The organism is Streptococcus sp. KR, from assembly GCF_002238115.1.
Classification (GTDB): Bacteria; Bacillota; Bacilli; order Lactobacillales; family Streptococcaceae; genus Streptococcus.
On the sequence record NZ_NGVM01000005.1, the window covers coordinates 44,955 to 64,297 of the forward strand.

22 protein-coding genes and 2 pseudogenes are annotated in these 19,343 nt (G+C 39.7%); 5 read left to right on the plus strand and 19 right to left on the minus strand.

Translation table 11 applies throughout. The features are described 5' to 3' along the window. Both CBI42_RS02775 and CBI42_RS02780 read right to left on the minus strand, forming a co-directional pair. Complete coding sequence (locus tag CBI42_RS02775) at positions 1-702, minus strand: ABC transporter ATP-binding protein (RefSeq protein WP_094753202.1); 702 nt, start codon at positions 700-702, stop codon at positions 1-3. Beyond that, positions 686-1,894 (minus strand): efflux RND transporter periplasmic adaptor subunit, encoded by a 1,209-nt coding sequence (locus tag CBI42_RS02780; protein WP_179211356.1) that lies wholly within the window; start codon positions 1,892-1,894, stop codon positions 686-688. The genes CBI42_RS02775 and CBI42_RS02780 overlap by 17 nt, the downstream gene beginning before the upstream one ends. A 288-nt stretch (positions 1,895-2,182) precedes the next feature. On the opposite strand from CBI42_RS02780, the gene gor reads away from it, so the two are divergent. Together gor and CBI42_RS02790 are read left to right on the plus strand one after the other, a co-directional pair. Further along, positions 2,183-3,529, plus strand: a complete 1,347-nt coding sequence (gor, locus tag CBI42_RS02785; RefSeq protein WP_094753204.1) for a glutathione-disulfide reductase — start codon at positions 2,183-2,185, stop codon at positions 3,527-3,529. 196 nt (positions 3,530-3,725) lie between these two features. Beyond that, positions 3,726-4,262, plus strand: a complete 537-nt coding sequence (locus tag CBI42_RS02790) for a biotin transporter BioY (RefSeq protein ID WP_049493422.1) — start codon at positions 3,726-3,728, stop codon at positions 4,260-4,262. 53 nt (positions 4,263-4,315) lie between these two features. Here the strand turns inward: CBI42_RS02790 and CBI42_RS02795 are convergent, their stop codons facing one another. Continuing rightward, positions 4,316-4,531 carry a YdbC family protein gene (locus CBI42_RS02795; RefSeq protein WP_049493420.1) on the minus strand — a complete coding sequence of 72 codons (216 nt, stop codon included), beginning with the start codon at positions 4,529-4,531 and terminating at the stop codon, positions 4,316-4,318. A 98-nt stretch (positions 4,532-4,629) separates the two neighbouring features. On the opposite strand from CBI42_RS02795, the gene CBI42_RS02800 reads away from it, so the two are divergent. Then, positions 4,630-4,950, plus strand: a complete 321-nt coding sequence (locus CBI42_RS02800; RefSeq protein ID WP_049493417.1) for a hypothetical protein — start codon at positions 4,630-4,632, stop codon at positions 4,948-4,950. Between the two features lie 30 nt (positions 4,951-4,980). On the opposite strand, the gene CBI42_RS02805 is transcribed toward CBI42_RS02800, so the two are convergent. The 9 genes and pseudogenes from CBI42_RS02805 to rpsP all read right to left on the minus strand — a co-directional run bounded on the left by CBI42_RS02805 (position 4,981) and on the right by rpsP (position 10,630). Then, the gene (locus CBI42_RS02805; RefSeq protein ID WP_001196040.1) at positions 4,981-5,319 is read right to left on the minus strand and encodes an ATP cone domain-containing protein; all 339 of its coding nucleotides are present in this window, start codon (positions 5,317-5,319) and stop codon (positions 4,981-4,983) included. A gap of 11 nt (positions 5,320-5,330) precedes the next feature. Continuing rightward, entirely contained in the window at positions 5,331-6,050 is a 720-nt protein-coding gene (gene trmD, locus CBI42_RS02810) for a tRNA (guanosine(37)-N1)-methyltransferase TrmD (RefSeq protein WP_000686933.1), read from the minus strand. Further along, positions 6,040-6,558, minus strand: a complete 519-nt coding sequence (gene rimM, locus CBI42_RS02815) for a ribosome maturation factor RimM (RefSeq protein ID WP_049493414.1) — start codon at positions 6,556-6,558, stop codon at positions 6,040-6,042. Before rimM ends, trmD begins: the two co-directional genes overlap by 11 nt. Positions 6,559-6,588: 30 nt before the next feature. Continuing rightward, positions 6,589-7,377: an alpha/beta fold hydrolase gene (locus CBI42_RS02820; protein ID WP_094753205.1), complete on the minus strand. Its 789-nt coding sequence runs from the start codon at positions 7,375-7,377 to the stop codon at positions 6,589-6,591. A gap of 97 nt (positions 7,378-7,474) precedes the next feature. After that, a complete protein-coding gene (locus CBI42_RS02825; protein ID WP_070481990.1) occupies positions 7,475-8,332 on the minus strand; it encodes an alpha/beta fold hydrolase in 858 nt (285 codons plus the stop codon). A gap of 149 nt (positions 8,333-8,481) precedes the next feature. Continuing rightward, entirely contained in the window at positions 8,482-9,384 is a 903-nt protein-coding gene (locus CBI42_RS02830) for a DMT family transporter (protein WP_094753206.1), read from the minus strand. Between the two features lie 321 nt (positions 9,385-9,705). Beyond that, positions 9,706-10,035: pseudogene (locus tag CBI42_RS02835) on the minus strand (MazG nucleotide pyrophosphohydrolase domain-containing protein); the annotation flags it as partial. A gap of 63 nt (positions 10,036-10,098) precedes the next feature. Continuing rightward, positions 10,099-10,338: an RNA-binding protein KphA gene (kphA, locus tag CBI42_RS02840; RefSeq protein WP_000379617.1), complete on the minus strand. Its 240-nt coding sequence runs from the start codon at positions 10,336-10,338 to the stop codon at positions 10,099-10,101. 19 nt (positions 10,339-10,357) lie between these two features. After that, entirely contained in the window at positions 10,358-10,630 is a 273-nt protein-coding gene (rpsP, locus tag CBI42_RS02845; protein WP_000268760.1) for a 30S ribosomal protein S16, read from the minus strand. Positions 10,631-10,805: 175 nt separating this feature from the next. Between rpsP and CBI42_RS13215 the strand changes: the two are divergent. Together CBI42_RS13215 and CBI42_RS02850 are read left to right on the plus strand one after the other, a co-directional pair. After that, positions 10,806-11,002: pseudogene (locus tag CBI42_RS13215) on the plus strand (hypothetical protein); the annotation flags it as partial. A gap of 442 nt (positions 11,003-11,444) precedes the next feature. After that, on the plus strand, positions 11,445-12,248 hold the full coding sequence (locus CBI42_RS02850) for a peptidylprolyl isomerase (RefSeq protein ID WP_023946405.1): 804 nt from the start codon (positions 11,445-11,447) through the stop codon (positions 12,246-12,248). A gap of 55 nt (positions 12,249-12,303) precedes the next feature. On the opposite strand, the gene CBI42_RS02855 is transcribed toward CBI42_RS02850, so the two are convergent. The 7 genes from CBI42_RS02855 to CBI42_RS02890 form a co-directional block, all read right to left on the minus strand. Next, positions 12,304-13,845 (minus strand): ABC-F family ATP-binding cassette domain-containing protein, encoded by a 1,542-nt coding sequence (locus CBI42_RS02855; RefSeq protein WP_094753207.1) that lies wholly within the window; start codon positions 13,843-13,845, stop codon positions 12,304-12,306. A gap of 1 nt (position 13,846) precedes the next feature. Next, complete coding sequence (locus CBI42_RS02860; RefSeq protein WP_094753208.1) at positions 13,847-14,329, minus strand: VanZ family protein; 483 nt, start codon at positions 14,327-14,329, stop codon at positions 13,847-13,849. Beyond that, positions 14,329-15,414, minus strand: a complete 1,086-nt coding sequence (gene rlmN / locus CBI42_RS02865; protein ID WP_000804760.1) for a 23S rRNA (adenine(2503)-C(2))-methyltransferase RlmN — start codon at positions 15,412-15,414, stop codon at positions 14,329-14,331. Before rlmN ends, CBI42_RS02860 begins: the two co-directional genes overlap by 1 nt. Before the next feature lie 20 nt (positions 15,415-15,434). Beyond that, the gene (locus tag CBI42_RS02870; protein ID WP_094753209.1) at positions 15,435-15,965 is read right to left on the minus strand and encodes a YutD family protein; all 531 of its coding nucleotides are present in this window, start codon (positions 15,963-15,965) and stop codon (positions 15,435-15,437) included. 156 nt (positions 15,966-16,121) lie between these two features. Further along, entirely contained in the window at positions 16,122-16,727 is a 606-nt protein-coding gene (sodA, locus tag CBI42_RS02875; protein WP_094753210.1) for a superoxide dismutase SodA, read from the minus strand. A gap of 374 nt (positions 16,728-17,101) precedes the next feature. Further along, complete coding sequence (holA, locus tag CBI42_RS02885) at positions 17,102-18,139, minus strand: DNA polymerase III subunit delta (protein WP_094753211.1); 1,038 nt, start codon at positions 18,137-18,139, stop codon at positions 17,102-17,104. 32 nt (positions 18,140-18,171) lie between these two features. Then, positions 18,172-19,107 carry a dihydroorotate oxidase gene (locus tag CBI42_RS02890; RefSeq protein WP_094753212.1) on the minus strand — a complete coding sequence of 312 codons (936 nt, stop codon included), beginning with the start codon at positions 19,105-19,107 and terminating at the stop codon, positions 18,172-18,174. Positions 19,108-19,343 lie beyond the last annotated feature (236 nt).

The window sequence follows — 19,343 nt, forward strand, 5'->3', positions numbered from 1 at the left end:
TTAGTTTTCCTCCTTTTCTAACTGCGCACTGTCAGACGAAATAACTCCATCTCGAATGACAATCTGGCGTTTGGCATAAGCAGCGATTTCAGGCTCATGCGTTACCATGATAATAGTTTTTCCTTCTTTATTTAGTTCAACCAATAGTTGCATGATTTGGTTACCTGTTTTGGTATCCAAGGCTCCTGTCGGTTCGTCCGCTAGGATAATAGAAGGATTGTTTACCAAGGCACGCGCAATAGCCACACGTTGCTTTTGACCACCAGATAATTCTGAAGGCAAATGGTGACTGCGTTCTGTCAATTCAACCTTATCTAAATATTCCTCAGCTAACTTGCGACGTTTTGAAGATGAAACTCCCGCGTAAATCAAGGGCAATTCTACGTTTTGCAGAGCATTAAGTTTAGATAGAAGAAAGAACTGCTGAAAGACAAATCCGATTTGTTGGTTACGGACCTTGGCTAGTTGTTTTTCACCTAGTCCCGCCACTTCTTGGCCTTCAAGATAATACTCTCCACTGGTTGGTGTATCCAACATCCCAATCGTATTCATGAGAGTGGACTTACCAGACCCAGAGGGTCCCATGATGGCAACAAACTCACCCTCATTCACTTCTAGGTTGATATTTTTGAGAACCTGCAGTTCTTGGTCACCATTACGGTAACTTCTGCAGATATTTTTTAGACTAATTAGTTTCTTCATCAGCCTTCACCTCTTTTCCTTCCTCTAGAGAAGACGTTGGGTTACTGATGACCTTGACTCCATTTGTCAGACCTGAAGTGATTTCTTGGTTGTCTGCATCAGCATTGCCCAAACCAACTTCCACTTTCTTAGCCTTTTTCTGCTCGTCAAGCACCCAGACATAGTTCTTATCATTTTCAGTCACAACACTTGTTAGAGGAACCAAAATGGCTTTGCTCTTATTCTTGACCTCAACGCTTACTGAAAATCCTTGTTTTAAATCACCAATTTCACTCGTAACATCAATGGTATATGGATATTTAGAGCCAGAATTACCAGCTGCTGCTGCAGCCGCTGCACTTGCTGCTTCGCCATTATTTTTAGGGTAGTCAGAGATATAGCTAATCTTACCTGTCCAGCTCTTATCTTGGTAAACTTTAGAAGTAAAGGTTACTTCTTGACCGACAGATAAGTTGGCAAGGTTGTATTCAGATAGTTCACCCTTAACTTGCAAGTTTTCATTGCTTACGACATGAACTACCACTTGGCTTGCTCCTGTTGGAGATTTGGAAACGTTACGATTGACTTCGACCACAGTTCCCTCTAGGGTACTGAGAACCGTCATTGCATCCAACTGACTTTGAGCCTTGCTTAATTGTGCCGCTGCATCTGCACGGGCATCACGGGCATCACCCAATTGAGCATCAATAGAGGATACTGAATTTCCTGCGACTGGAGCTGGAGTTTGTGCCGCAGCTCCTTCGACTCCTGCTGGTGTTGGCAACTGTGGAGCCGGAGCTGAAGCGGCTTCATTCCGTGCTTGATTGAGTTCATTGATATGACGATCTGCCTTCGCAACTGCTCGACTAGCTGAATCATAGGCCGCCTGGGCTTCTGAACTACTGTACTTGACTAAAGCCTGCCCTTCACTAACCTTATCCCCCACAGAAACAAGGATTTCATCTAAATCTCCCTTACTAGCATCAAAATAAACATATTGTTCATTTTTTGCCGTTACTGTCCCTGATAATAAAACAGAGGATGCAACGCTTCCTTCTTTAGCAACAACCAGATGAGTAGCCTCATCTTTTACAGCGGTCTGAGAAGGTTGTCTAAAAAGCAAAATGCCCCCAGCCCCCAATACAACAACACTTGCAGCACCGATTGCTGCATACAATTGCCACTTTTTAGCCTTACGATTCTTTTTCATAATGAAACTCCTTTTTTGATTTAAAGTCCTTAACAATATTATACAAAAATTACCAAATACAAACAATAACAATTCAGAACGAAATAATGACATTTCAGGATTCACTTATTGTTCGGAAATTTTTATCTCTATTGTACTAGTTATATAATACACTTTATTTTTCTTTTTTGCAAGCCTTTTCTTTAATTTTTTTGAACGTAGCAGATTTTTGCAATCACATCAAAAAAAAGATAGAATATGACTATCAAAAAATGACACTCTACTATTTAAAAGAGTACAAAGGAGTTTTCAATGAGAGAATATGATATCATTGCTATCGGTGGAGGTAGCGGAGGAATTGCTACCATGAATCGTGCTGGTGAACATGGAGCCAAAGCGGCCGTTATTGAGGAAAAGAAATTAGGTGGAACCTGTGTCAACGTCGGTTGTGTTCCTAAGAAAATCATGTGGTACGGAGCACAAATTGCTGAGACTTTCCATCAATTTGGAGAAGACTACGGTTTTAAAACTACTGATCTTAACTTTGACTTTGCAACCCTACGTCGCAATCGTGAAGCTTACATTGATCGCGCTCGTTCTTCTTATGATGGCAGTTTTAAACGCAACGGTGTAGACTTGATTGAAGGACATGCTGAATTTGTAGATTCTCATACTGTCAGCGTAAATGGTGAACTCATTCGTGCTAAACATATCGTGATTGCTACTGGTGCCCATCCAAGTATTCCTAATATTCCTGGTGCAGAACTAGGTGGCTCTTCTGATGATGTATTTGCTTGGGAAGAATTGCCAGAGTCAGTTGCCATTCTAGGTGCTGGTTATATTGCCGTTGAATTGGCTGGAGTACTCCACACTTTTGGTGTCAAGACAGACCTCTTTGTTCGTCGCGATCGTCCTTTACGTGGTTTTGATTCTTACATCGTTGAAGGTTTAGTCAAGGAAATGGAAAGAACAAACTTGCCGCTTCATACTCACAAAGTTCCTGCCAAGTTAGAAAAAACTGCTGAAGGCATTACCATTCATTTCGAAGATGGTACTAGTCACACAGCTAGCCAAGTTATCTGGGCTACAGGTCGCCGTCCAAACGTTAAGGGCTTGCAACTTGAAAAAGCTGGTGTTACTCTGAACGAACGTGGCTTTATCCAAGTAGATGAATACCAAAATACGGTTGTTGAGGGAATCTATGCTCTAGGTGATGTAACGGGTGAAAAAGAACTGACTCCAGTTGCTATCAAGGCAGGACGTACCCTATCTGAACGCCTCTTTAACGAAAAAACTACTGCAAAAATGGACTACTCAACTATTCCAACTGTTGTCTTTTCACACCCTGCTATCGGAACTGTTGGGCTGACAGAAGAGCAAGCTATTAAAGAATACGGCCAAGACCAAATCAAGGTTTACAAATCAAGCTTTACGTCTATGTACTCTGCTTGCACTGACAACCGTCAAGAAACACGTTTCAAATTGATCACAGCAGGTTCAGAAGAAAAAGTTGTCGGACTTCATGGAATTGGCTATGGTGTTGATGAAATGATTCAAGGATTTGCTGTTGCTATCAAAATGGGAGCAACCAAGGCAGACTTTGATGCAACTGTGGCGATTCACCCAACTGCATCTGAAGAATTTGTAACTATGCGTTAATCGAAACAAAAGAAGCTGATACAAATGTGTCTGCTTCTTTTTTAATGTCTTACAAATCTACAAAAAAATTATCCAACTTAACCAATAAGCAAAATCGGCCGTTACAGTCTTTGTTACCTTGTTTTAAAAAATTGATTGACAATAATTACTCTACGAGTATAATAGTTACTATACATCAGAAAAGAGGTTAACTATTTTGAAAAAAGCTCACGTTTATGCTATCCCTGCTATTGGAGCTGCTCTCATTGCTGTTTTGGCACAAATCAGTCTTCCAATTGGACCTGTTCCCTTCACTCTGCAAAACTTTGCAATCGGCTTGATTGCTACTGTCTTCAGACCGAGAGAGGCTGTACTTTCTGTTGGACTCTATCTTCTTCTAGGTGCTATCGGTCTTCCTGTCTTTGCAGGAGGTGGAGCTGGTTTTCAGGCTTTAGTTGGCCCTACTGCAGGCTATCTTTGGTTTTATCTTGTATACTCTGGACTTACTTCTTCCCTAACTAACAGCAAGAGTAGTGTTATCAAGATTTTTCTTGCAAACCTCTTGGGTGATACCCTTGTCTTTGTCGGCGGGATTCTCAGCTTGCATTTCCTAGCTGGAATGGCATTTGAAAAAGCTCTTGTTGTGGGGGTCATTCCCTTTATCATCCCAGATCTTGGTAAAATTATTGCTATTAGTTTTATTAGCCGTCCCTTACTTCAACGCCTTAACAATCAGGCTTACTTTACTAACTAAAAAAGGATATCGAGTTATCATGACTCAGTATCCTTTTCTTTTATTTTGACAACTTAGTTATCTTTAAAAGCATCCACCATTGTTTGAAATTCTTCATTTGAGAGAGTAATCCCTTTGCCCATTTTAGTATGATCTGGACTCCAAGCACGAATATCAAACTTTGCAGGAGCACCATTAAAGCTCACACGGTTGATTTCCTTGGTCCAACCTTTTTCGTTTTCAGAAAGAGTCAATAAGTGCTCTTCGATTTCAAATGTAAATTCTGCCATTTTCTTCTCCTTTTTTAGCTTTCATCTAATTATTCGTAAAATCTTGTAGATTTTAGGAAAATTTTATATAATATTGATATAAAAGAAGGGAGGCCAATATGAGACATAAATTCCAGCAAGTTCTAGATAAAATACATGACTTTTTAAATGGGCATGACAAACCAGACCATACTGAAAGCAACTCCCTTACAGCCACTATTGAAGAGGCTATCCAGAAACAAACCGCTGTTCACCTTATCTTGTCTGAGACAAGTTTTACAGGTGACATCATCAAATACGATCAGCAACGCCAGCAAATTATCGTGAAAAATTTTGCCAAAAATGTGACCCGTATTATCCGCATAAGCGATATTCAACGCCTGCGATTTGTCCCTTCAACTGTCCAAACAGCCCAAAAAAATAGATTTAAGAAAGAGTGAGATGTAGTTGCTTCATCCCACTCTTTTTTCTTAGCGAATTTGTTCAAAATGTAAATGAACCGCGATATGATCTCCATAACCACTTCTTTCCAAGTCACGTTGTAGACGATAGGAAATGTAGTGTTCTGCTATGGTAATGTAACCTGCACCCAGTAAACGATGTTCAACCATAGACTGAATCATGCTGATGGTAGCACGTTCCACCTTGGCCTCTTCCAAATCCAAAACCACTTTCTTAGTGACTTGTGCAAGGTTTTGACGCAAATCATCTGTCAATACATAGACAGTCTGGGCTGCCTTTAAGATAGCTTGGTAAATCTTATCTGGATTAAATTCAGCAATTTCACCATCACGTTTGATTACTTGCATAGGTATCTCCTTTATTCTTTGTTTTCTTTGATTTCTGCCAGCATTTTTTCTTCTTCTGCTGTCAGTTGATAATGTTCAAGCAAATCCGGTCTGCGTTCATAGGTTTTCTTTAAACTCTCATACAGGCGCCACTGACGAATCTTTTCATGGTGTCCACTCATCAGTACATCTGGCACGACCATCCCTCGATAATCGTAGGGGCGTGTGTACTGAGGGTATTCGAGAAGGCCTGAAGAAAAACTATCATCTTGGTGGCTAGACTCCTTGCCAATCACTTCTGGAATCAGGCGAACCGTCGCATCAATCATGGTCATGGCTGCCAACTCTCCACCAGTCAAGACATAGTCCCCCAGGGAAATCTCATCTGTCACCAAGGTCTTAATACGCTCATCATAACCCTCATAGTGCCCACAGATAAAGATTAACTCTTCCTCTTGAGCCAAATCCTCAGCATAGGCCTGATCAAACTGCTTTCCAGCTGGATCGAGGAGAATGACGCGCGGATTTTTCTTTTCAATAGCATCAAAGGCATCGAAAATGGGTTGGGCTCGGAGCAACATCCCCTGACCGCCTCCGTAAGGCTCATCGTCGACATGGCGGGCCTTTTCAGCGTATTCTCGAAAATTATGATACTGGATATCCAAGAGCCCCTTTTCTCGAGCCTTTCCGACGATTGAGTGCTCAAGCGGAGAAAACATCTCTGGAAAGAGGGTTAAAATATCAATCTTCATCGTCTAACCCTTCTAAGATTTCCACATCGACCCGTTTATTTGGAATATCAACATTGAGAACCACTGGTGGGATATAAGGCAAGAGCAAGTCACGCTTGCCTTTTCGCTTTACCACCCAGACATCATTAGCACCTGGTTGTAGAATTTCCTTGATGGTTCCAACCAAATTATCGCCCTCATAGACTTCCAAACCGATAATCTCGTGATAATAGAATTCACCATCGTCTAGGTCATTTAAATCTTCCTCAGCAACCTTGAGACTGTATCCCTTGTACTTTTCAATAGCATTGATATGGTACATATCTTTGAATTTAATAATGTCAAAGTTCTTCTGTTTACGGTGACTAGCGATGGTCACTGTTTGAACAAACTGATCTTTTTCATCAAACAAGGCTAGCTCAGTACCTTTTTTAAACCGTTCTTCTGCAAAATCCGTCACAGACAAGACTCGCATCTCACCCTGCAACCCCTGCGTATTGACGATTTTCCCAACATTAAAGTAGTTCATCTTGTCTCCTGTACTCTATTTCTATCCATCTTATTCGAACAATTCTCGAATAATAGTCACAATTTTTTCTGATTCTGACCATTGTAAATAATGGTGATTCCCTCCTAAAATGAGTTTAGTATTGGAAGTCCAATATTCTGATTCTCTGTACTCTTTTTCTCTATAAGACTGACAAAAAATAAATACAGGGACATGAGATTGTATCGATACATTCTCAAAATCTTCCTCAGTAATCTCTCCAGATATCTGAAATCCTGTATCTTGATTTTCCAACTCTGACCCTTTTTCTTGCATTAATTCCCAGATTTCTTTATTAGTTTCAGGGCTAAATGTCTCTTGAGTTAAGTTCTTAAAATAAAGTTCAGGACCACACTCCTCAATCAGCCTCATCTGCTTTTCCATTTCTGGATAAGGATTTTCTGAAAAATCAGCAAACATGACGTTTTTAGTTGTCGGTTCCATTGCTACTAAAGCCTGACACTTAATTGGTTTCTTGAGCAATTTACAAGCTAAAATTCCACTCAAACTATGTGCACAAAGTATGTATTCAGAAATCGCCAATTCTTCAAGTACTTTATAAACCGCATCTGCAAGATTATCTAGATTTTTTCCAGCTTGGTCATGAATCGGACTCCTACCTGTGTTCGGAAAATCAATTGTCAAATAACCAATTGTAGGAGGAAGTTTTTCAAGTATAAGTGAAAAATTTTCATAACTTGGTAGCAAACCTACGCCACTTAAACAAACTAGCATTTTCTTTTGCTTTTGATAAGTAACAGAGAGACTACCAATTTCTGTAGATACTTCAAACCTCTTCATAAAGAAATCCACTCGTTCTATATAATGAATTATTAAAAATCCTTATCCTTTATTTTATCACGTTCCAAGGATTTTCTCAAGTTGGATAAATCTCATCTTACAGAGCTACTACTTCTTCAAAAAATTCACCAACTATCTGATTAAACTCTTCAGGATGATCATTCATCGGTTGGTGTTTGCTGTCTGAAATCGTTACTTGACGCGCATTGGGATTTAAGGCAATGATCCCATCATAAATCATTTTTAGGTGTTTGGGAAAATCATTTTCGCCTCTTACTAATAGCATGGGAGGATTTCCTTTATATCCTTTTATCTCATGGACAGCCATAAAACCTGTGATTCCAAGATTCAAGAAAACATCTCGCCCAGTTTCTATAATGGCCGTCTTGACTAATTCTCTTGTGATAGGATTATCTGTACACATTTTTGAGTTCTTATCTGCAATCACCTTCCAAGGAATCGTTTTATACATAAGAGAACTATATTTTATGCGATTTCTCTCTTTATCTGATAGGTAACGATGCTGTCCCCAACTATCTACCATAACCAAAGCTAGAACTCGTTCTGGATGACGATAGGTGTACTCTTGAAGAGGATTTCCTCCCCAAGAATGTCCGACCAATATCACCTCATCTAACTGGAAATAGGACAAAATAGCATCTACATCTTGAACAGCACCTTCTAAGTCGGGTAGGCCAACTTTCATAGGTGATTCACCCTGTCCTCTAACATTGACAAAATAGAGGTCAAATCCTTCAAAAGCATCATACTGGTGAGCCCACATCTGACTACGTCCACAAGCTCCATGATAAAAAATAATGTGGCCTTTACTTGAGCTTCCAGGGCGATGATAAACAGCCAAGTCACAATCTAAGACTGGTATAATGTGACGTATCAAAGTCTCAGGTTTTCTGTTATAAAAAGCAATAGCTTCAGCTATATCATTTTGCTTCATTATTACACTCTCTCCTCTTTATCCTAGTATTATTCTTTTTATCTATTTTATCATGCCATATTAAAATCATCGTTTTCCAAACTTGATTTCATTAAAAATTTTGAATTTTCTGTATCATTTTGATTAAGAAAAAGAGTGCTAAGCAATCTTTACTTTCTTCTCATCAGATTCATGCCTAAAATTCCAGCAATAATCATAGTGGCTCCTATCACATGGTAGCTATAAATTGGTTCATGGAGGATAAGAGCTCCGGCTAGAATAGTCAAAACTGTTCCAAGATTTCCAAAGACACTGACGGTTGATGCTCCAAGTCGAACAATAGCATAGATAGAGAGACTACCAGTAACGATAGAGGCTAGAATTCCCAAATAGAGAATTGAAATCAGATAAGATACCTGTCCAAGTGGCGCAAAGTAAGCTAATATGTTGCCATCTAGATAGTGCGAGGTCAGACTCAGCGTATTAAAGGTGACGAAGCCAACAAATATCACAACAGCTGTCATATCCATAGCCCGATAGCGGCCTCCTTTGGACTTGCTGAGGATATTGTTTATTGCATTGGCGAGAACCGATCCCAACATCAAGAGAAAGCCAAAGCTAGCAGTCTCAGTACCAAAGTTAGCTCCTTTACTAAGGAAGATGAAAACTACTCCTGCTACGGATAAAAATAAAAAGAACTTTTGAAGCAAGCTTGTCTTTTCCTTGAGAAAGGCCGATGCTAAAAGGAGCGTAAAAATCGGGACAAGAGCCTGTAAAATTCCAGCTTCAGAAGACGATATATACTGTAAAGCAAAGGATTGAAAAATAAAAAAGAAAAGCGGATAGAAAAGACTCATAGGAAGAATAGACAGAATATCTCTTCTACTTAAACTCACTTTGATAAGTTTGGTTTGATGAAGGACGATCAATACCAAAGCTGCGATTGTATAGCGATGCGCTAAGTTCGTTAGAGGACTGGCATAGCCTAAAGCAATCTTAGTAAATAAAAAAGAAAATCCAATGATTGCTGAAAAGGATAAGGCTGCTAGGTAAGCTTTTGTTTTCTCGTTCATAGACTGTTACTCCTTTTAAAAATAGCTATTCTCAAGATTGATTGACTAGAATTCTTTGAGACTGTCTTTCCATTGTAGCATAGTAAAATGCTAGATGCATTTCTAGGATTGGTTTTTTATGCCTATTTTCACCGTTTATCTTTTTCATTGCCTAAAAAGGACTCTACTAGTCTAGTCTGCCTTTCTCGTTCTTGTCTCACAAGTTCCAACTTATCTGCCTCTTGGAGATTCCTTACTTTGATAATATAAACTGCCAATTTCATTGTTTTCTATGTTACTAGCTAGGCCAATATAGGTGAAATCTTCTTTATAAGAAAAAAATCATTTCTTATTCTCTTTGAAATTCTCTAAAAATCCTTCCAAATCTCGTTCATGCTGATATTTTATAGCCGCCTTTTTATCTTTTTCAAAAATGATCTTGGTTAGATCTATGTCGTTGATGGCCGCAATTGCGACAGTGTAGTGAATGATATCAGCCAGTTCTTTTGCTAGTTCCTCGTTAGAATCCTGAACGCCCTTTTTTCTACCAGAACGACCATTCAAAACCTCAGCTACTTCTCCGACTTCCTCCACTAGCATGATAAAAATACCTTACTCAGTCCGAGACTGCTGGTAATGTTCGAGTAAGTAGTCTTGTAATTGTCTAAACGTTCAATCTTTCATCTTCTATTCATCACAAAAAAGAAAAAAAGCGAGACATCCGTCCCGCCCTTCTTATTTTTCGTCAATAACGATTCTTACTTTTTTGTCTTCAGTTGGGACAGAGTAGACAATCGTTCTTATCGCAGAAATAGTGCGACCCTTACGACCGATTACACGACCCACATCACTTTGATCAAGATCCAAATGATATTCCAAAAACTCTGGTGTATCTTCAATCTTGATAGTTAAGGCATCTGGTTGTGAAATCAAGGGTTTCACAATCGCAATAATGAGATTTTCAATCGTATCCATCTGTCAACCTACTTTAAACTTATTTTGAGAATTTAGAATCGTGGAATTTTTTCAATACGCCTTCTTTTGAAAGGATGTTACGTACTGTATCTGAAGGTTGAGCTCCATCAGCCAACCATGCAAGAACGCGGTCTTCTTTCAAAGTTACTTGGTTTTCAGCAACAAGTGGGTTGTAAGTTCCAACTGTTTCGATGAAACGTCCGTCACGTGGTGAACGTGAATCTGCTACGTTGATACGGTAGAAAGGTTTTTTCTTAGAACCCATACGAGTCAAACGGATTTTAACTGCCATTTTTAAAGTCTCTTTTCTTATTTTTTATTTCGGTGAAATAGCTAAGCTATTTAGCACATGTTCTATTATAGCAGATTTCTGGCAGGTGTCAAGAAAAAAACTTGACAGACTATAAAATTTTTAAACCATTTAGAAATTTGTTATATTTTTAAAGAAAAATCAGAAAGAGAATGTCATGAATGCTATTCTAGAAACATTTTATAAAGACCATCAAGTCAAGCCATTCATCTCTCCTAAACGTGATTTGGATGCTTGGCTCCTAAATCCTAAGCCTGTTCCCAAGAGAAATATGGATTATTAGCAGATGATTTGCTGGTAAGTGATATCATTCTACTATGGAGAATCAACTTTGGCACTTTTACCACCGAAACCTGGTTCCCTAAATACTTTGAATACACTTATGGCATTGATGCACCTAAGCATCTAAAAACTCTGGTGGAAAAAGGTTATGCTGGCATTGAAACAGCTTTTGAGTCACTTGACCATCTGAATGCTACTATGAAAAAGAATATCCTTAAGAAGAATGGGGTTACTGGCCTTTCTAAAATGAAGATTGCAGATTTGGATCAAGCCCTTCATAACCATTTTTCAGAAGAGGAATTAGCTGGTCTCTTTTCGATTCACGGTTATAAAATAACTCCAAAAGGAAAGCACATACTGGAACATACCAGGACATTGTTGACCGTCATCCAAAGAAAAATCTCTAAGCAAGCTACTTTCTGGTTGGCTCCTCTAAAACTACCTTGTCACTAACATTTGAAATCCACTTCCTTTTAGGGTACAATGGTAGAAATGAATTTTTGAGAGGAATAGAATGAAAAAACTAGCAACCCTTCTTTTACTGTCCACTGTAGCCCTAGCTGGATGCAGCAGCATCCAACGCAGCCTGCGTGGTGATGACTATGTTGATTCCAGTCTTGCTGCTGAAGAAAGTTCCAAAGCAGCTGCCCAATCTGCCAAAGAGTTAAACGATGCTTTAACAAACGAAAACGCCAATTTCCCACAACTATCTAAAGAAGTTGCTGAAGACGAGGCTGAAGTGATTCTCCACACAAGTCAAGGAGATATCCGTATCAAACTCTTCCCTAAACTCGCTCCTCTAGCGGTTGAAAACTTCCTCACTCATGCCAAAGAAGGCTACTATAACGGCATTACCTTCCACCGTGTCATCGATGGCTTCATGGTTCAAACTGGAGATCCAAAAGGGGACGGTACAGGTGGTCAGTCCATCTGGCATGACAAAGATAAGACTAAAGACAAGGGAACTGGTTTCAAAAACGAGATTACTCCTTATCTCTATAACATCCGTGGCGCTCTTTCTATGGCTAACACTGGTCAACCAAACACCAATGGTAGCCAGTTCTTCATCAACCAAAACTCTACAGATACCTCTGCTAAACTCCCTACAAGCAAGTATCCAAAGAAAATCATCGAAGCCTATAAAGAAGGGGGAAACCCTAGTCTAGATGGCAAACACCCAGTCTTTGGTCAAGTGATTGACGGTATGGATGTTGTAGATAAAATTGCCAAAGCCGAAAAAGATGAAAAAGACAAGCCAACGACTGCTATTACTATCGATAGCATCGAAGTGGTGAAAGACTACAATTTTAAATCATAAAAACCAAAAAAATACAGTATCCACATTCGGTACTGTATTTCTTTTACTCTCATTCTTAAGTTAAATTATTAAAATCCCAGATTTGGTCCATCCAGCCTTCATAGAAGTCTGGTTCGTGGCAGACCATAAGGATAGACCCCTTGTATTCTTTGAGAGCACGTTTGAGTTCATCCTTGGCATCCACATCCAAGTGGTTGGTCGGCTCGTCCAGCACTAAAACATTGTTTTCACGATTCATCAAGAGACAGAAACGAACCTTGGCTTGTTCCCCACCTGACAAGACCTGAATTTGGCTTTCAATATGCTTGGTTGTCAGACCACAACGGGCAAGGGCTGCACGGACTTCTGCTTGGTTGAGGGCTGGAAAGGCATTCCAGACAGCTTCAAGAGGAGTTTGGCGATTACCACCTTCTACTTCTTGTTCAAAGTAGCCAAGTTCTAGATAGTCACCGCGTTCCACTTCCCCAACGATTGGCGGAATAATGCCCAATAGAGACTTCAATAGAGTTGTTTTACCGATACCATTGGCACCGATAATGGCAATCTTTTGATTGCGTTCAAAGGTAAGATTTAAAGGCTTGGTCAGAGGACGGTCATAACCAATTTGCAAATCCTTGGCTTGGAAGATAAAACGCCCTGGCGTACGAGCTGGTTTGAAATCAAAGGATGGTTTTGGTTTCTCACTTTGCAACTCGATAATATCCATCTTATCCAATTTCTTCTGACGAGACATGGCCATGTTTCGTGTTGCAACACGCGCTTTGTTTCGAGCCACGAAGTCCTTGAGGTCCGCAATTTCTTTTTGCTGACGTTCGTAGGCAGCCTCTAGCTGAGATTTCTTCATAGCATAAACTTCTTGGAACTGGTAGTAGTCACCAGAATAACGCGTCAGCTGTTGATTCTCCACATGGTAGACAATATTAATCACGTCGTTCAGGAATGGAATATCGTGCGAAATAAGGACAAAGGCATTCTCATAGTTTTGGAGATAGCGCTTAAGCCAGTCAATATGCTCAGCATCCAAGTAGTTGGTCGGCTCGTCCAACAGCAAGATATCGGGCTTTTCAAGGAGGAGTTTAGCCAAAAGTACCTTGGTTCTTTGCCCACCTGACAAAGAGGTTACATCTGTATCCATGCCAAAGTCCATGACACCAAGGGCACGCGCTACTTCGTCAATCTTAGCATCCAAGGTATAGAAATCACGACTCTCTAAACGGTCTTGAAGTTCGCCAACTTCTTCCATGAGAGCATCAACGTCCGCTCCATCTTCAGCCATTTCCATATAAAGGTCATTGATACGAGCTTCAGCTTTGAATAGCTCATCAAAGGCCGTACGGAGAACATCGCGTACCGACTGCCCTTCAGCAAGGACAGAGTGCTGATCCAAGTAACCGGCAGTCACATATTTGGACCACTCAACCTTCCCTTCATCTGGCAGCATCTTACCAGTCACGATACTCATAAAGGTTGATTTTCCTTCACCATTGGCACCGACGAGGCCGATATGTTCTCCTTTGAGAAGGCGGAAGGACACATCTTCAAAAATTGCACGGTCACCAAAACCATGACTCAGATTTTTAACTTCTAAAATACTCATATTAATTCCTTATCTTGTTTTTATGTAATCGTTTATAAAGTAGCCAAGCCAGATAGCCACCCAAAGTATTGGTCCACAAATCATCAATTTCAAAGACGCGATTAAAATCAAAGAAAAAGTCCAAGACTAACTGCGTACACTCGATTCCAAGACTCACTAGAAAACTAAAAAAGAGCACTTTTCTTGTTTTCCGCAAATTTGGAAGGAGATAAAGGAGTTGGAAAATCAGAGGAAAAAGTAAGAAAACATTAAGGATATTTTGTAGAAAAATCCAGCATAATTGTCCAATGTCACTCACTTCACCCAGTTTCCAGAAAGAATTGAAAGGAGTCAAAAGAAAAACCAGGCGTCCAAGATGCTGAATACCTGGAGTTTCCACTCCCACAGGAGAATGTTCTTGAGGAGTAAAGCAAAAGTAGATGATACAAATACTATATAAAATAACTCCCCAGACCAAAACATGATTATAAGTTTTCTTCATCATTAAGGATTGACTGCTGCGACTGCTTTCTGGCGGTCACGTTTCATTGTATTAGAACGCAATTGTCCACAAGCTGCATCAATATCAGTACCATGCTCTTGACGAACAACACAGTTAACCCCTTTTTTCTTAAGCGTATCATAGAAGGCCAGGACGCGCTCTTTAGGACTACGGCTATATTGGTCATGCTCACTAACTGGGTTATAAGGAATCAAGTTTACATAAGACAATTTCTTGATATTCTTGAGCAATTCAGCCAATTCCAAGGCTTGTTCTACACCGTCGTTGACTTCATTAAGCATAATATACTCAAAGGTTACACGACGATTGGTTGTTTCGATATAATACTCAATAGCAGCAAAGAGTTTTTCAATCGGAAAGGCACGGTTAATCTTCATGATGCTTGAGCGCAGTTCATTATTAGGTGCGTGAAGGGAAACGGCAAGATTGACCTGAACACCTTCATTAGCAAAATCACGAATTTTATGGGCCAAACCTGAGGTTGAAACCGTAATGTGACGAGCACCGATGGCCATTCCCTTGTCATCATTGATAGTACGAACGAAATTCAAGACATTGTTATAGTTATCAAAGGGCTCACCGATACCCATGACAACAATATGGCTGACGCGCTCGTCCTGACCACGCTCATCAAAGTATTTCTGAACCAGCATGATTTGCGCTACAATCTCCCCATTATTGAGGTCACGTTGCTTCTTGATCAAACCAGAGGCACAGAAGGTACAACCGATATTACAGCCGACCTGAGTGGTCACACAGACTGACAAACCATAGTGTTGACGCATAAGTACAGTCTCAATCAACATACCATCTGGCAATTCAAAAAGATATTTAACTGTCCCATCAGCAGATTCTTGCACGATTCGCTGTTTCAATGGATTAACCACAAACTGATCATTAAGCTTAGCAATCAAATCCTTGGAAAGGTTGGTCATCTCTTCAAATGACTGGACACGTTTACGATAGAGCCATTCCCAGATTTGGTCTGCACGGAATTTCTTTTCTCCCTGCTCCAAAACCCATTCCTGCATGGTTTGACGTGTTAAACTATAAATTGACGGTTTCATTTCTACTCCTTATTCTCTACTCACTTCTGACGAATGACAAAATGACGTTGTCCCTTGTCCTCTTTCTGAGAATGCTGGTCTTTTTGACGACGTCTATTTTTCTTATCTGCATTCGGTTTTCGTTTGGTTTGAGTCGGTTTCTTTCCTTTTCTAGAAGGTGTTTCTTCTTCCTTCTTACGTATTTTCTTGTCAAATGATGCTCGCTTAGGGGCTTCATTTTCTAAGACAAAATAAGCACAACCATAACTACAATACTCTAAAAGGTAGTCTTGTAAACGACTGATTTTTTCAAGTTTTTCTTCTGTTCGGTCATCCTTATAAAAACCTCGTAGGCGAAGCTGTTCGTTGCTCCAGTCTCCCACGATATAATCAAACTTGGTTAAGACTTCTGAAAAACGCTGATTAAAAGCCGTCACATCAAAGGCATCCTTGATATTTTCCACCAAGGAAAAAACTATCCCTTCCGTTTCGACCTTGTCCCCATGTAAATGGAACTCAGGACCAGGAAACTTGTTATAGTTGTATAATTCAGGTGCAATTTCTTTTCGCATAGATATCCTTTTTCCACGATTACTTAATACTTTATTCTACCATAATTTCTAGCAGTTAGCACGTTTCTCATAAAAATGAAAAAAGTCTGACGATTTTGTCAGACAAAAATAATATAACCTTAAAAAGAGAAGAACAATTCTTCCCTCCAACTATCATTATTTAGCTGCTGCGTACAATTCATCTACTTTGTTCCAGTTGATCACTGAGAAGAAAGCTTTGATGTAGTCAGGACGCACGTTGCGGTATTTCACGTAGTAAGCATGTTCCCAAACATCCAAGCCCAAGATTGGTTTTTTACCTTCTGAGATTGGTGTGTCTTGGTTTGCTGTTGAAGTCACTTCAAGTTTACCTTCTTTATTGACAACCAACCATGCCCATCCAGAACCGAAACGAGTTGTTGCTGCTGCAGTGAAGGCTGCTTGGAATTCTTCAAATGAACCAAATGTTGCATCGATTGCTGCTGCAAGTTCTGCTGAAGGAGCTGTTTTCTCAGGAGTCATCAATTCCCAGAAAAGAGCGTGGTTCAAGTGTCCACCACCATTGTTAATAAGCGCTTGACGGATATCAGCTGGGATAGATTCTACATCAGCAAGCAAGACTTCAAGATCTTCACCGATTTCAGGGTGTTTTTCTAGAGCTGCATTAGCATTGTTGACATAAGTTTGATGGTGTTTGTCATGGTGCAAGTGCATTGTTTCCGCATCGATGTATGGTTCCAAAGCGTCGTATGCATATGGAAGATCTGGTAAGATAATAGCCATCTGTAATACCTCTTTTTCTTTCTATATGAAAATGATAACGTAAACATTCACTTTTTTCAAGTTTTTTGCTTATAGATAAGGAAATCACTGAGATACTTTCTAATCATACTCTTCGAAAATCTCTCCAAACTGCGTCAACGTCGCCTTGCCGTAGATATATGTTACTGACTTCGTCAGTTTCATCCGCAACCTCAAAAACATGTTTTGAGCTGACTTCGTCAGTCTTATCTACAACCTCAAAGCAGTGCTTTGAGCAACCTGCGGCTAGTTTCCTAGTTTGCTCTTTGATTTTCATTGAGTATAAAATAAGTAAATCAGCAAGAAACCCACGACAAGATAATCCTGACGCGGGATAAAAATTTTTTGAAATAGGACTAATTTACCTGGCTAGCAATATGTAAGAGTGCCTTTTCAAAAAGGAAACCTTTTTCATAAAGGCCTGTTTTAATCTGATAGTCTGTCTCAATCAAATAGGAAATAGCTTGCTTCAAAAAGCTCAAGGAAAGTCCTCGTGAATCTCTCAACGCAAACTTGATTTGATAGGGATTAGGATTGCGTCCGAGAAAATTTCCTAGACTACTTGCAATCTGCGATTCTGTTTGCCCAGACTCCGACAAAATTTTCACCTGAGTAAAAGTCCGAAATTGTCCTAGCATGACTGCAATCAACTTGATTTCATCTTCCCCTTGCAAGGTCAAGTCTCTCACCAAATCGCGCGCCTGGTCCATCTTTTTAGTCAGAATAAACTGAGTTAAATCAAAAATATTGTCCTGCAAGGTCTTGGGAATTGCGTTAACAATATCCTCTTCCTCGATAACAGAGTCTTCTTTATAGGACTGTAAAAAGAGGAGATTTTTCTGGATTTCGCTAAATTGAAAACCAGACTTGATGAGGAGATTTTCAAAAGAATGATTGGCAAACTGCAGACCTTCTTTCTGGCTCCACTTTTGAAAATACTGACGCAGTTCTTGTTCTTTAGCTTCTACTGCATCGAAGACCTTGGCATCACGCTTAAGTAATTTAACCAACCGTCTTTTGCTATCCAGCTTTCCTTCTGCAAAGATTATCAACTTGGTTGTTGGTGAAGGATTGTCAAAGTATTCCTCAAATGACTTGAGCTCATCATCTGTCAAAAAGCGCTTTTTAGCAGTTGTGATATCGACAAAATGATCTAATATCACGATTTTCTCATCCGCAAAGAAAGGAAGACTGACCAACTCCAGTTCCACATCCTTGTAAACTACTTCTTTCATATCAAAGTAGGCAAAGTTGAGGTCGGCAGAATCATAACCAATCTGTTTCAATACTTGACTCTTCATAACTTCAAACTGACCCTGCTCTGTCCCTGTAAATAGGCTCAGACTAGGTAAATTTGATAAAGTCAACTTCTGACTTTCTTCAATGGCTAGCATCTTCTCTCCTTTCTTCTGATTTTTTAATGAATTTAATCAATATAGCGCAATTTCCCACGGAAATCTTCTAGGCTTTCGTACCCTTTTTCCGCCATGATTGCTTTCAGTTCATTGGTAATACGATCAAAAGCACCAACTCCTTCTTTGTGAAGGGTAGTTCCCACCTGCACCATACTAGCTCCACAGAGGATATGTTCAAAGGCATCTCTACCAGTCAGAACGCCACCTGTTCCGATGATTTGGATTTGAGGATTTAAACGTTGATAAAAAGCATGAACATTCGCTAGAGCAGTCGGTTTGATGTACTCCCCACCAATCCCACCAAAACCATTCTTAGGACGAATAACGACGGACTCATCTTCTATATACAGGCCGTTTCCGATAGAGTTAACGCAGTTGACAAACTTAAGAGGATACTTGTTGAAAATAGCTGCCGCTTGGTCAAAGTGAACAATATCAAAATATGGTGGCAATTTAATTCCCAGAGGTTTGGTAAAATAGGCAAATACCTCTGCCAAAATCCGGTCAGTTGTCTCAAAATCATAGGCAATCTGAGGTTTACCTGGAACATTTGGACAGGAAAGGTTTAGTTCAGTCAGACCACGAAACTCACTCTCTTGGACTTTTTTCAAGATAGTATGGGTTTCCTCTGGAGACATGCCGACTAGAGATAGGAAGAAAGTTCGGTTCGTCTCTTTTTCCTGCAAGTCCAAAAGGTAGTCCAAATAATAGTCTAAGCCATTATTTGGCAAGCCCATAGAGTTGATGGAACCAAGTGGAACATCTTGATAGCGTGGCTCAGGATTCCCCTGACGAAAGTCCAAGGTCGCTGTCTTAGTGACAAAGGTTCCTGCCGCTGAGTTTTTAACCCCTTCTAACTCCTCTATCGTCATACAAGCCACACCTGCTGCATTCATCAAGCAATTGTCAAACTCAAAACCAGCAATTTGTGTTTTTGTTGATACCATGATTCTGATCCTCCGGATTCCATTTATTTCTAATATTATACCATATTTTCAGCTTTTCTCTTTAAGAAAGGCATTTATAAGAAAAACGTTCGTTTTTTATCCACTTTCAAAAAATTCCAATTTCAAACAACCCCAAAAATCAAATTGAAAGAATTTTTAGAAAATTTTTGTTTTTCTCTTTACAGTTAAAAAAAATTCTGCTATAATGACACACATAATTAAATTAGAATTTAAGG